General features: G+C 58.0%; 11 protein-coding genes. 8 read left to right on the forward strand and 3 right to left on the reverse strand.

What is annotated here, in order from left to right; genetic code table 11:
• Positions 1-50: 50 nt before the first annotated feature.
• From cbiE to cobM, 3 genes are read left to right on the forward strand one after another with little or no spacing between them, the layout of a single operon-like run.
• Positions 51-1,292, forward strand: coding sequence for a precorrin-6y C5,15-methyltransferase (decarboxylating) subunit CbiE (gene cbiE, locus GOB83_RS10390; protein WP_165925997.1), 1,242 nt, complete (start codon positions 51-53; stop codon positions 1,290-1,292).
• The gene (locus GOB83_RS10395) at positions 1,289-1,666 is read left to right on the forward strand and encodes a cobalamin biosynthesis protein (protein WP_165925998.1); all 378 of its coding nucleotides are present in this window, start codon (positions 1,289-1,291) and stop codon (positions 1,664-1,666) included. The genes cbiE and GOB83_RS10395 overlap by 4 nt, the downstream gene beginning before the upstream one ends.
• On the forward strand, positions 1,663-2,415 hold the full coding sequence (gene cobM / locus GOB83_RS10400) for a precorrin-4 C(11)-methyltransferase (protein WP_095349833.1): 753 nt from the start codon (positions 1,663-1,665) through the stop codon (positions 2,413-2,415). Before GOB83_RS10395 ends, cobM begins: the two co-directional genes overlap by 4 nt.
• Here cobM and GOB83_RS10405 read toward each other — a convergent pair.
• Together GOB83_RS10405 and qhpR are read right to left on the reverse strand one after the other, a co-directional pair.
• On the reverse strand, positions 2,412-3,503 hold the full coding sequence (locus GOB83_RS10405; RefSeq protein WP_165925999.1) for a cobalt-precorrin-5B (C(1))-methyltransferase: 1,092 nt from the start codon (positions 3,501-3,503) through the stop codon (positions 2,412-2,414). The genes cobM and GOB83_RS10405 overlap by 4 nt on opposite strands.
• A gap of 81 nt (positions 3,504-3,584) precedes the next feature.
• The gene (qhpR, locus tag GOB83_RS10410; RefSeq protein WP_165926000.1) at positions 3,585-4,658 is read right to left on the reverse strand and encodes an AraC-like transcriptional regulator QhpR; all 1,074 of its coding nucleotides are present in this window, start codon (positions 4,656-4,658) and stop codon (positions 3,585-3,587) included.
• A 174-nt stretch (positions 4,659-4,832) separates the two neighbouring features.
• On the opposite strand from qhpR, the gene GOB83_RS10415 reads away from it, so the two are divergent.
• From GOB83_RS10415 to GOB83_RS10430, 4 genes are read left to right on the forward strand one after another with little or no spacing between them, the layout of a single operon-like run.
• Positions 4,833-6,221 (forward strand): ethanolamine ammonia-lyase subunit EutB, encoded by a 1,389-nt coding sequence (locus GOB83_RS10415; RefSeq protein ID WP_165926001.1) that lies wholly within the window; start codon positions 4,833-4,835, stop codon positions 6,219-6,221.
• Positions 6,218-7,015, forward strand: coding sequence for an ethanolamine ammonia-lyase subunit EutC (gene eutC, locus GOB83_RS10420; protein ID WP_165926002.1), 798 nt, complete (start codon positions 6,218-6,220; stop codon positions 7,013-7,015). The genes GOB83_RS10415 and eutC overlap by 4 nt, the downstream gene beginning before the upstream one ends.
• Complete coding sequence (gene eat / locus GOB83_RS10425; protein ID WP_095349837.1) at positions 7,012-8,355, forward strand: ethanolamine permease; 1,344 nt, start codon at positions 7,012-7,014, stop codon at positions 8,353-8,355. Before eutC ends, eat begins: the two co-directional genes overlap by 4 nt.
• A gap of 47 nt (positions 8,356-8,402) precedes the next feature.
• Positions 8,403-9,896: an outer membrane beta-barrel protein gene (locus GOB83_RS10430; RefSeq protein WP_165926003.1), complete on the forward strand. Its 1,494-nt coding sequence runs from the start codon at positions 8,403-8,405 to the stop codon at positions 9,894-9,896.
• Positions 9,897-10,087: 191 nt separating this feature from the next.
• On the opposite strand, the gene GOB83_RS10435 is transcribed toward GOB83_RS10430, so the two are convergent.
• Complete coding sequence (locus tag GOB83_RS10435; protein WP_143221903.1) at positions 10,088-10,579, reverse strand: hypothetical protein; 492 nt, start codon at positions 10,577-10,579, stop codon at positions 10,088-10,090.
• Between the two features lie 179 nt (positions 10,580-10,758).
• On the opposite strand from GOB83_RS10435, the gene GOB83_RS10440 reads away from it, so the two are divergent.
• On the forward strand, positions 10,759-12,015 hold the full coding sequence (locus GOB83_RS10440; protein ID WP_086646489.1) for a dicarboxylate/amino acid:cation symporter: 1,257 nt from the start codon (positions 10,759-10,761) through the stop codon (positions 12,013-12,015).
• Positions 12,016-12,151: the final 136 nt, after the last annotated feature.

Genomic DNA, 12,151 nt, shown 5'->3' on the forward strand with positions numbered 1-12,151 from the left:
TGGGCAAGCATGGGTAGGCTTGGTGCGCTGTATGTTGGAAGGGGTAAGCAATGCCAGAACCGCATAACCCTGAGGCCACGCCGTGGCTGAGTGTGATCGGGGTGGGAGAAAACGGTCTGGACGGGCTAAGCAGCACGGCCAGAATCCTGATAGCGCAAGCCGAGTATGTTTTTGGCGGTGCGCGTCATTTGGGGTTGGTGGCCCCTCTGCCACGAGGGCGGTGTGTGGCATGGCCTACTCCCTTTAGTGCCGGGGTGCAGCAGGTTCTGGCCTTGCGTGGGCACTCTGTTGTTGTACTGGCCTCGGGCGATCCGTTTTTTTACGGGGTGGGTGGTGTGCTGGCCCGCAGTCTGGAGGCGGGGGAAATGCTTTGTCTGCCTGCTCCATCATCCGTGGCGCTGGCCTGTGCGCGGCTTGGCTGGGCGCAGGAGCAGTGCCATGTTGTCTCTGTCTGCGGTAGGCCTATGGCGCGATTACGGCCATTTTTGCAGCCGCGGGCGCGTTTGATTGTCCTTTCCGCCGATGCGCAAACACCGGGCGAACTGGCTAAGTGGTTGGTGGAACTGGGGCTGGGGACTGTCCGCTGCTCCGTTATGGAAGCACTCGGCGGACCTAACGAGCGGTGCCGTAGCTTTGTGGCCAAAGATGGCCCGCCAGATGATGTTGCCAGCCTTAACCTGCTGGCGCTGGATGTGCCCGCAGAGGTTACAGAGGCCTGCCTGCCCCGGTGCAGCGGCCTGCCCGATACCTGTTTTGAGCATGATGGGCAGCTAACACGGCAGGAAATAAGGGCTGTAACCCTTTCTGCCCTAGCCCCGCGTGCAGGGGAACTGCTGTGGGATATTGGAGGGGGTGCGGGCTCTGTTTCCATCGAATGGATGCTGGCAGCTCAAGGGTGCCGCGCCATAACGCTTGAAAGTGTGCCAGAGCGTGCTGCCCGCATTGCCCGCAATGCACGGGCACTGGGGGTGCCCGACCTGCATGTGGTGCAGGCCCGCGCCCCGGATGGTCTTGGTGGGCTGGACACGCCGGATGCCGTGTTTGTGGGGGGCGGTGCCAGCAGGACGGGTGTGTTGGAGCGGGCTTGGGCGGCGCTGCGCCCGGGTGGGCGCATGGTGGTCAATGCCGTGGTGGTGGAAACAGAAGCCCGCCTTGTGCAGGCCATGCAGGAGTGGGGGGGGCGGCTTACCCGCCTTTCTGTCGCACGGCTGGACGGGGTAGGGGGCTTCCATGCTTTTCGGCCCGCCATGACCGTCACCCAATGGGTGGCCAGCAAGCCCCATAGCGCATGATCGTGGTGGGCATGGGCTGGCAGAGTGCCGCACAGGTGGACCATGCGCTGGAACTGGTTGCGCAAAGCCTGCACATGCTTGGGGCCAGCGTGCCTGATTATATTGCGGTCCCAGATTTTAAAAACGCGGATACCCTGCCCCAGAGTGTTGCGCACAGGTGGGGAGCTGGGGTGTTGTGGATTACACGCACACAACTCCAGCAGGTGCAGGCTGCCTGCCATACGGCGTCCTCCACGGTTATGCGGCATGTGGGGGTTGCATCTGTTGCGGAGGCATGTGCTCTTGCCGGTGCGGGGGATGGAGCGCGGTTGTGCCTGACCCGTCAGGTATTGTGTGGTGTAACCTGCGCGGTGGCAGAAGGAGATAGAAAGTGACTGTTCATTTTATTGGGGCTGGCCCGGGGGCTGCGGACCTGTTGACCATTCGGGGGCGGGATATTCTGGCATCCTGCCCGGTCTGCCTTTACGCCGGGTCCATTGTGCCGCCTGATATGCTCCAGTATTGCCCCGACAATGCCCGGCTGGTGGATACGGCTCCCATGTCTCTGGACGAAATTGAGGCCGAATATGTGCGCGCCCATAAGGCGGGGCAGGATGTTGCGCGCCTGCATTCGGGTGATCTGTCCATTTACAGCGCGGTGGCCGAGCAGATCCGCAGGCTGGAGCGCAATGCAATCCCATGGACCATGACCCCGGGTGTGCCTGCGTTTGCGGCTGCGGCATCTGTTCTGGGCCGGGAGCTGACTGTACCGGGTGTGGCGCAAAGCCTTGTGCTGACCCGTGTTAATGGCCGCGCCTCGGCCATGCCCGAGCGTGAAAAACTGGAATCCTTTGCCGCAACGGGGGCCACGCTGGCCATACACCTTGCCGTGCATGCCTTGGGGCGTATTGTTGCCGAGTTAACGCCGTTTTACGGCCCGCAATGCCCTGTGGCCATTGTTGCCCGTGCATCCTGGCCCGACCAGATTGTGCTGCATGGCACGTTGGAAAGCATTGAAAAAGAACTCGAACAGAACCCGATCGAGCGCACGGCACTCGTGCTGGTTGGCCCAGCCCTTGCTGGCATTGCCGGGCGGGAGAGTGCTCTGTATGACCCCGATTACCGCCGCCGGTTCCGCAGCTAAGGGGTAAAAGGCCCATCAGCCTTGCCGACCAGTGTGCCCGAGCGGTCAAATACCAGAATATTCAGGAGCACAGGGGCCGGGCTGAGGGTTTTGTGGGCCACGGCCCAGGCCGCATGTGCAATGACCTCACCCAAGGGGAAGTTGTGACTGCGGGCCAGCAGAAAAGCCTCCGCCACCGTGGGGCTGGCGCGGATCAGCTCTGGCAAGGTGTCTGGCGCACCATGTTGTGCGGCCAGTTGTGCCAGTGCGGGCATGTCTGCCCGGCTGCGGCTGGAATGCAGGTCCAGACAGCCCTGACCAAGTTTGGTCATCTTGGCAATGCCGCCAGCAAGGCTCAGGCGGAGGACAGGGTGGTGGCGGATATATTTGAGCAGCCCGCCCGCAAAATCCCCCATTTCAATCAGGGCCATATCCGGTAGGCCGTACAGGGCCTGCCCTGCTTTTTCCGACACATTGCCCGTAGCACCCAGCACATGGGGCAGGTTTTCCGCCCGTGCTACATCAATCCCGCGGTGAATGCTCTGTATCCATGCCGAGCATGAAAACGGCATGACAATGCCCGTTGTGCCCAGAACGGACAGCCCCCCCACAATACCCAGCCGTGCATTGAGTGTGCGTTTTGCCAGTTCCTGCCCGTGATCAATGCTGATTGTAACTTCCGCGTCCGGAAGTGTGCCGTTATTGGCCTGTGTCAGGGCTGTGCGGATCATGGCGCGGGGGACGGGGTTAATCGCGGGTTCACCCGGTGGCAGCGGCAGGCCGGGGCGCGTAATGGTGCCAACACCCGGCCCGGCCTTGAACACAACACCCGCCCCGGTAGCCAGAGCACGCACCGTGCAGCGGATCATGGCGCCATGTGTAATATCGGGGTCATCCCCTGCGTCTTTTATTACGGCAGCGCAGGGCGCGTCGGGCGTGCCGCCATACTGGCATAGGCTGAAAGCAACGTCCTGCCCCGATGGCAGGGTAATGGTTACGCTGGCAGGGGGTTCATGCCCCAGCAGCACCAGCCATGCGGCTTTGGCCGCAGCCGTTGCGCAACTGCCCGTGGTCCAGCCACGGCGGAGGGGAGGGGCGCTCTGCTTCATGCCCTGTCCGTGTCTCATATTATGCGGGGAGGATGCAAATATGAATGGGGCAGGGGCGGAGCAGGGCAGGTATAAAGCTGCCTAGCCCGCGTTGAGCAGGGTGGCTTTTATCAACTGCTGTTCGCGCCATGCACGGGGGGAAAGGCCACTCCATTTGCGGAATGCCCGGCTGAAAGCGCTTGTCTCGGTATAGCCAAGGGCGAGGGCGATTTCCCCCATATCCGGGCCAGCCTGCCCAAGCTGGCGGCAGGCTTCGGCGTAGCGGACTTCTTCAAGCAATGTTCCGAAGGACAGGTTGAACTGGGCCAGCCTGCGTTGCAGCGTCCATGCTGGCATGTTCATGCGCTGGGCAATGTCCGAGAGTGTGCAGCAGCGCTCGGTCAGCCCTGCGCGGATCATGGAGGCAATCTGCTCCTTGAGCGATGGGACCGAGGCACTCTGCCCGTTGCTGTGGTGGTTGCGGGAGAGGGAAATCAGCGATGCCCGCATGATTTCGAGCATGTTTGCGTTGGCCTTGGGCATGGGGCGTTCCAGCCCGGCCTTGCGGAACAGCAGGGCATTTGTCACATGGCCAAAGCGAATATCTGCCTGAAACGCATCCCTGTGTTCGTGGGCCTGTTCGGGTTGGTGGTGTTCAAACAGAACGGCTTCGGGCACCCAGTCCTCCCCCATGGCGTGGCGGAGCACATTGCAGAACATGCCCATGGTCAGCTCGGCATCATGCCTGCGTTGGGTAATGCTGGGGTCCTGAATAGCGTATTCCAGCCGGAGTAGCCCGTTTTCCTGCTCGATCAGTTGCGTGTGTGTGTTGCACTGGTGGTAGCCAAAATGGCTGGCCAGATTGCGCACGGCATCCTCTGCCGTGGCGGACAGGAGCGCAATATACCCTACAAGGCCCAGCATTTCCGGCTGGAACTGCTGCCCGAACCAGAGGCCCAGATTGCCATCCTGTGTCTCACGCGCGGCTTCTTCAAACAGGCGGCAGTATGCCGTTAGGTCCAGCATGTCTGTGGGCAGGGCGAACTGGCCGGTAGACAGGCCCGAACGCCCGGCAATCCGGTCAATATCCCCCCCGCGGGAGGTAATGAAGTCTTCAACACCGGTTGCGGCGGCGGCCAGCACACCAGATGTCGGGCTTTGCATCGGGTCAGACATGGCAGGATACGTCTATGTAAGGGTGCAGTTTGTTTTGAATGATCAATAAATTGTTCCCTCCAGTCAAGTCTCAAGCGGGTGATGCTGCTATTGTAACGGTATCGAACTAAACTGCGAGGTGCCCCGCTCCGGCCCCTTGCAGCGGGATTGTGCTGGGGCAGGAGGCTGGCCTTAATGGGATATCGTCATGGACTGGGGGGGGAGACTTACCACTTCCCCGATCTCAAAACCCTTCTGGCGGTTGCCTCATCCGTGCGCTCGGGGGACCAGTTGGCCGGTTTGGCTGCCCAGTCCGATGCCCAGAGAATGGCCGCCCGTTATGCCTTGGCCGATGTTCCGTTGCGCAGTTTTATCCAGACCGCACTTGTTCCGTACGAAGAAGACGAAGTGACACGCCTGATCGTGGATACCCATGATCATAAAGCCTTTGCACTCATAGCGCATATGACGGTGGGAGAGTTCCGTGACTGGCTGCTCTCGCACGAGGCGGATACGGCAGCCCTTGCACGGATTGCGCCGGGCATTACACCAGAAATGGCTGCCGCTGTAAGCAAGCTCATGCGGAACCAGGACCTGATAAGCGTTGCGCGCAAAATCCGGGTCATTACCAGCTTCCGCAATACAATCGGCCTGCCCGGTTGCCTGTCCTCACGCCTGCAGCCGAACCATCCGACAGATGACCTCAAAGGCATTGCGGCCTCTACGCTGGATGGCCTGCTTTACGGCATGGGGGATGCCGTTATTGGCATTAACCCGGCAACCGATAGTGTGGCCAATGGTCTGGCCCTGCTGGATATGCTCGATCAGGCCCGCCAGCTTTATGACATTCCAACCCAGACCTGCGTGCTGACCCACGTTACCAATACGCTGGAAATCATGAACCGTGGCGGCGCGGTGGACCTTGTGTTCCAGTCCGTGGCGGGCACGCAAAAAGCGAATGAGGGGTTTGGGGTCAACCTTGCCATTCTGCAGGAGGCGTATGATGCGGCGCTGGCACTCGGCCGTGGCACTGTCGGGCAGAATGTCATGTATTTTGAAACCGGGCAGGGGGCGGCCCTGTCCGCAGGGGCACATCACGGCATTGACCAGCAGACGGTAGAGGCCCGGGCCTATGCCGTGGCGCGGGCGTTCAATCCCTTGCTGGTGAACACGGTGGTCGGCTTTATTGGCCCCGAATATCTGTATGACGGCAAACAGGTCATACGCGCAGGGCTGGAAGACCATTTTTGCGCCAAGCTTATGGGTGTGCCCATGGGGTGTGACGCCTGCTACACAAACCACGCCGAAGTTGATCAGGACGATATGGACAACCTGATGACCCTGCTGGGCGTGGCGGGCATTACCTTCCTGATCGGGGTGCCCGGCGCGGATGACATCATGCTCAATTACCAGAGCCTGTCCTTCCACGATATTCTGACCCTGCGGAACATGCTTGGCGCACGCCCGGCCCCCGAATTTGCCGCATGGCTGGAGCGTATGGGGCTGTATGACAGCCTGACCAACCACATGCGCCCGCTGGAACTCGGGCAGACGCAACTGGCCAGGCTGGTGGGTGCAGCATGACGGAATACGGCAAACCCCAGACCCAGCCCGGTGCGGTAGCAGATGCGTGGCAGCCCCTGCGGGGCCTTACCCGTGCGCGCATTGGTCTGGGCCGTAGTGGCAATGCACAGCGTACAACGGACGTTCTGGCTTTTCAGGCCGCTCACGCTCAGGCGCGCGATGCCGTACATGCACCGCTGAACGTGCAGGCCATGGAGCAGCAGTTACGTGGCGCTCCCTGCCTGCATGTGCAAAGCCGGGCCATGGACCGCGCCACTTACCTGCGCCGTCCGGATCTGGGCCGCAGGCTTTCGGGAAACTCTTTGCATATGCTGCGCAAAGAGGCGTGGGACGTTGTTTTTGTAGCAGCGGATGGTCTTTCCTCCATCGCGACCCAGACAAACGCCATACCTGTTTTTCAGGCCATGCAGCCTCTTTTGCACGGGTGGCGGATTGCTCCTTTGGTGATTGCAACGCAAAGCCGCGTTGCTTTGGGGGATGAGATTGCACAGGCCATGGGGGCCAGCATGGTCGTCATGATGATTGGCGAGCGCCCCGGCCTGAGCGTTGCGGACAGCCTTGGCATTTACCTGACATACGCACCGTATGTGGGGTGCCCGGATTCCTCACGGAACTGCCTGTCCAACATCCATGCACACGGCATGACGATACCTGCTGGCGCAAGCAAGCTGGCATGGCTGATGCAGGAGGCCAGACGGCTTGGCCTGACAGGTGTCGGTTTGAAAGACGCTGCCCCGGACCAGCTGGCAGGCAGCAACACACTATCTTTACATGATAAGGACACAGACGCATGAGTGAGAGCAGCGGGACCAAGCTCAGCCAGTCTCTCGGTGCCTTCCATTTGTGGGGGATTGCCGTTGGACTTGTCATTTCTGGCGAGTATTTTGGCTGGAGTTACGGGTGGGGAACCGCCGGAACGCTCGGTTTTTTGGTGGCCACCGTTTTTGTGGCTTTGATGTACACGGCCTTTATCTTCAGTTTTACAGAACTGACGTGCTCTATCCCGCATGCAGGTGGTCCTTTTGCCTACAGCTTTCGGGCACTGGGCCGTTGGGGCGGGCTTATTGCCGGCCTTGCAACCCTGATCGAGTTCATTTTTGCGCCACCAGCCATTGCGCTGGCTATTGGCGCTTACCTGAACGTGCAGTTTCCCGGGCTTTCTCCCAAGGTGGCAGCTCTGGGTGCGTATCTGGTGTTCATGACGCTCAACATCGTAGGCGTGCATATTGCAGCAACCTTTGAGCTGTTTATTACCATTGCTGCCATTGTTGAGCTGCTGGTGTTTATGGGTGTTGTGGCACCTGCCTTTACATGGGACCATTTTCTGGCAGACGGCTGGGGTGGGGCTCCCCATTTTGGCTGGCAGGCATTGGGCGGTATTTTTGCAGCCATGCCTTTTGCCATCTGGTTTTTTCTGGCCGTGGAAGGTGTCGCCATGGCTGCGGAAGAAGCGCGTGAACCCCGCCGCTCCATTCCCATTGCGTATATTGCCGGTATTCTTACCCTTGTAACGCTTGCTTTTGGTGTCATGATTTTTGCCGGTGGTGTGGGTGACTGGCATACCCTGTCCAACCTGAACGATCCCTTGCCCCAGGCCATGAAGCAGGTTGTAGGCGCGCATAGTGGCTGGCTGCACATGCTGGTCTGGCTGGGTCTGTTTGGGCTTGTGGCCTCCTTGCACGGGATTATCATGGGGTATGCACGCCAGATGTTCGCCCTTGCCCGTGCAGGGTTCCTGCCGGAAGTGCTGGGGCGGTTGCATCCGCGCTTTAAAACCCCGTATGTGGCAACGCTGGCGGGTGGTGCCATCGGTATTGCCGCTATTTTCTCCGATGATCTGGTCAGCATTCAGGGGCAGTCACTGACCGCCACACTGGTCACCATGTCCGTCTTTGGTGCGCTGACCATGTATATGCTCAGCATGATCAGCCTGTTCCGTCTGCGCCGGACCGAACCCACGCTGGTGCGTAGCTACAAGGCCCCACTTTACCCCGTTCTGCCGGGCTTTGCCCTTGTCGCGGCGCTGATCGCCCTCGCTGTCGTCATTTATTACAACATCGAAATATTTTTTATCTATTCAACTATCATGCTGGTTTGTACAGTATTCTTCATGAGTAAATTCAAAAAAGAATGAGCCGTAGCCACAAGATATAGTTTCTTTCTTGGATTGGGATTGTTGAGATGCGTAAAAACTTTGTTCAGGAATTTCACTTCCTCCTTGCGGCGTGTGTATCTGGCGGCTCGTTGCTTGCGTCGTATGCCCATGCAGCAGAAACTACAGTTGCTCCTGTGTCCCTGAACTCCGCTCAGGTGGTTAACGCGCCCATCAGCGCGCCGCCTGAAGCGGAAAAAGCCGCAGGCACGCCTTCTGATGGTGAGGAAGTCCCCGCTGCTGTAAGCAGCGAAGATGATGCGATGAAGCCCACCGTGGGCAATCTCTTTCACCCCAAAGCCGGGCAGGCTCCCAATTACTGGCAGGGGCTGGAGGCGCATGTGTCGGTTGAAGGGGGTGTAACCGGCAACCCCTGGACACGTTCGGGCCGCAACTTTGCGCAGTACTATACCGACCGCGCCAACACCGCGACCCTTAACCAGATTATGGGCTCCATCTCCCATCCGGTGACGTCTGTTGGCAAAGGCTATGGTCTGGGGTTTGTGTTTGAAGCCATGTATGGCTCGGATGCACGCTTTGACCCGACCATTGGCATGGGTTCTGGCTCCTTGCATGGTCTGTACCAGTGGGCGCCTACGCAGGCGCATATTGATGCTCACCTGCCGTGGATTTTCAAGCGCGGGATTGATGTTCAGGTCGGCCAGATGTACGGGATCATGGGGGCGGAGGGCACGCCCGCACAGGCCCGTCCGTTCTACACCTTCAACTATGCGTCCGACTATATCGTACCGTTTGAAACAGTAGGTATTCTGGCCACCATGCACCTGACCCAGCATATGGACTGGATCCTTGGGGTAGATGCGGGGAACTCCACAACCTTTGGCGCTTCGGGGAACAACAACAAGCCCAAAGGGTATTTTGGTTTTGCATGGAACAAGCTGCTTGATGGCAAGCTGGATATGCACGCCATCGGCCATTTTGGCCCTCAAGGCAACAATGGCCGTCAGGTACAGTCCGCCGAAGGCTGGCTGAGCTCTGGTCTGGGTAAGCCTGCCAACAGCCTGATGCAGTATAATGGGGACTTCATGGCAACTTATCATGTGAATGATAAGATGACAGTTTCCGTCAACGGCACCTATCTGCATGATGATGCCCTGCGTGACGATGTTTATGGTGTCAGCACTTACTTCTCATACGCTTTCCACCCGTGGCTGACCCTGAATGCCCGTGGCGAAATTTTCCGCGATAATTCGGGTATGGTGATTGCGGAATATTCCAGCTTCAACTCCTTCACGCAGTATCTGACCAACAAGCCGTATCCTTACTACAGCGCCATGCCGACAACTTATGGTGAACTCACGGTTGGTGTAACGTATAAGCCGGAGTTCATTAATAAAAAGCTGGCTCTGGGTGGCTTTATTATCCGGCCTGAAGTCCGTCTGGATAAATCGCTTAACGGCACGCACCCCTTCAACCAGGCAGGCACTGTTGCTAACCCGATCGTTAACAATGGTACGAACAACATGTTCTGGTTCAGCTGTGATGCAACTTGGGCGTTCTAAGGTATTCCGCAGGATTGCCGCTGAATAAGTACCCAAAAAGGCCTGTGGAGATTTCCACAGGCCTTTTTTGCTATGGGGTGTATAAAATAATTTTTATTCTGGAAGACCGGATCGTCTCAGGTGTCAGAGCCCAGAGCGTGTATCAATCCCGGTATTTGCAGCCGAGTTGACTGCTGCATAACGCCAAGAGTTCAGAACGAATCAATCTTGAAATAAAGGCGTGAAATCTGGCCAGAAAGATGTGCACCATGGGTGTTGCCGGAGAACGACATATCCACACCCTTGGCATTTTCCATCACAATTCCAGCCGGGCCGGAGCCAATGGCAACGTCTCCGCCAACGGTCCAGTACGTGCCTTCAAAATCCACCAGCCGGGAGAGGTTCCTAACGCAGCCAGAGCCTGTAACCGTTGCGCTACCAAGGGCCAGAGCACCACCACCCTTGACCGATATGGGGTAACGCTGGCCGCCATATGTTAGCGTTCCATGCCCCCACATATAGCCAATGGCTGCGCCAACTTCCTTCATGGAAATTTCAATCTGCCCATCGGATGCGGTATCGCACGCGGTCTTGGCCATGGCCTGACCACATAGGGTCGAGGCCACAATAAGGGAAACAACACCGGAGCGAAAAAAGGACATGAACAGGACTGCCAGACGTCTGGAAAGTGAAGAAAATGACATGTCATGGAAAGAGCAAAAGGGCAATGCCGAAACGTTGTGACAAACCCGTATTTTAACGGCAACCTGGGCAACGGGGGAGGGGTATCGCATCAAGGTTTTTGACGACCGGACAACTCTTTCCTATTAGGAGCCTCTTTGTCGCGGAAGTTTACAGTCAAAACGGGAGAGGAATTACGCCGATGGCAGCTGCCACGCAGTTCGGAAATACCAGACGGCGGACATACGCCATCCTTGTGGCTCTCGTTTTGGGTATTGTAAGCGGGCTGTCCATCCATGTCTGGGCACCTGCTTACATTGGTGCGGCTGAGCAGACGTCAACATTGCTGACCGGGCTGTTCCTCAGATTGATTCGTATGGTCATCGCGCCGCTTGTGTTTGCCACGCTGGTCAGCGGCATAGGCAAGCTGGGGGATGATACGCTGGTCTTGCGTGTTGGTGGCAAGGTTATCCTCTGGTTTTTGGGCATGTCCTTTATCTCGCTCACCATCGGGTTGCTGGCCGCCAACATCTTGCAGCCGGGGGCGGGGTTCTCCGCACCACTTCCGGCGGACATCGGTTCCCTTCGGCATGCCTTCCAGCCCGTCGATTTCGTCCTGCATATCGTGCCCACCAGTATTCTGGATGCGATGTCGCGGAACGATATTCTTCAGATTGTTGTTTTTTCGGTCCTGTTCGGGGTGTCTTTGCCTGCGGCAGGCAAGGCCGGCAAAACCATGCTCTCATGGTCCGAAGAACTGGCCCATATCATGTTGCGCATGACCGATATGGTCATGGTGCTGGCCCCGATTGCCGTCTTTGGCTCCATCATGGGTAGTCTTGCCCATAGTGGTCCGGAAATGATGATGCACTTCGGGCGCTTCCTGTTCCAGTTCTATGGAACAATCATGACCCTCTGGATGGTGCTGACCTTTATTACCTTCTGCGTCATAGGCCCCAGGATCAAGGTCCTGATTCAGGAGTTGGTGCAGCCCGTTATCCTTGGTTTTGCAACGGCCAGTAGTGAGTCCGTTTACCCATTGCTGCTGGAGCGGCTGGAAAGTTTCGGCGTGCCATCCCGCATTGCAGGGTTCGTCCTGCCTTTGGGCTATAGCTTCAATCTGGATGGTTCCATTCTGTTTCAGTCTTTTGGAGCCATCTTTATCGCGCAGGCTTACGGCATCCATCTGCCTTGGACCCAGCAGGCGTTGATGGTGCTTGTCATGATGCTGAGCAGTAAAGGCATTGCCGGGGTGCCGCGGGCATCTCTTGTCACGCTGGTTGCCGTCCTGCCGCAGTTCGGTCTGCCTGAAGCGGGTATTGCCCTCATTCTGGGGATCGATCATTTCCTCGACATGCTGCGCACGGCTACCAATGTGCTGGGGAATGGTTACGCAGCAGCTGTGTCCGCCAAATGGGAAGGAGTTTTGTCCGAAGGCCCAACTGAGGACGTTATCTGAGAGCCAGACGACAACGTATGAAGGGCCAGGAGCGGGCTGTGAGGCCCGCTTTTATTTTGCATTAAGAACGTTAATTTTCAGGATTGGCGGTTTTCTGGGGTTTTTTGTTTAGGTTATGATTTTGTTTCATTTTTTT

The organism is Acetobacter fabarum, assembly GCF_011516925.1.
GTDB lineage: Bacteria > Pseudomonadota > Alphaproteobacteria > Acetobacterales > Acetobacteraceae > Acetobacter > Acetobacter fabarum.

What these genes read in the sequence shown, in the direction of transcription:
- cbiE (WP_165925997.1), top strand. Translation starts at nt 51, where the DNA reads ATGCCAGAACCGCATAACCCTGAGGCCACGCCGTGGCTGAGTGTGATC.
- GOB83_RS10395 (WP_165925998.1), top strand. Translation starts at nt 1,289, where the DNA reads ATGATCGTGGTGGGCATGGGCTGGCAGAGTGCCGCACAGGTGGACCAT.
- GOB83_RS10405 (WP_165925999.1), bottom strand. Translation starts at nt 3,503, where the DNA reads ATGAAGCAGAGCGCCCCTCCCCTCCGCCGTGGCTGGACCACGGGCAGT.
- qhpR (WP_165926000.1), bottom strand. Translation starts at nt 4,658, where the DNA reads ATGTCTGACCCGATGCAAAGCCCGACATCTGGTGTGCTGGCCGCCGCC.
- GOB83_RS10415 (WP_165926001.1), top strand. Translation starts at nt 4,833, where the DNA reads ATGGGATATCGTCATGGACTGGGGGGGGAGACTTACCACTTCCCCGAT.
- eutC (WP_165926002.1), top strand. Translation starts at nt 6,218, where the DNA reads ATGACGGAATACGGCAAACCCCAGACCCAGCCCGGTGCGGTAGCAGAT.
- eat (WP_095349837.1), top strand. Translation starts at nt 7,012, where the DNA reads ATGAGTGAGAGCAGCGGGACCAAGCTCAGCCAGTCTCTCGGTGCCTTC.
- GOB83_RS10430 (WP_165926003.1), top strand. Translation starts at nt 8,403, where the DNA reads ATGCGTAAAAACTTTGTTCAGGAATTTCACTTCCTCCTTGCGGCGTGT.
- GOB83_RS10435 (WP_143221903.1), bottom strand. Translation starts at nt 10,579, where the DNA reads ATGTCATTTTCTTCACTTTCCAGACGTCTGGCAGTCCTGTTCATGTCC.
- GOB83_RS10440 (WP_086646489.1), top strand. Translation starts at nt 10,759, where the DNA reads ATGGCAGCTGCCACGCAGTTCGGAAATACCAGACGGCGGACATACGCC.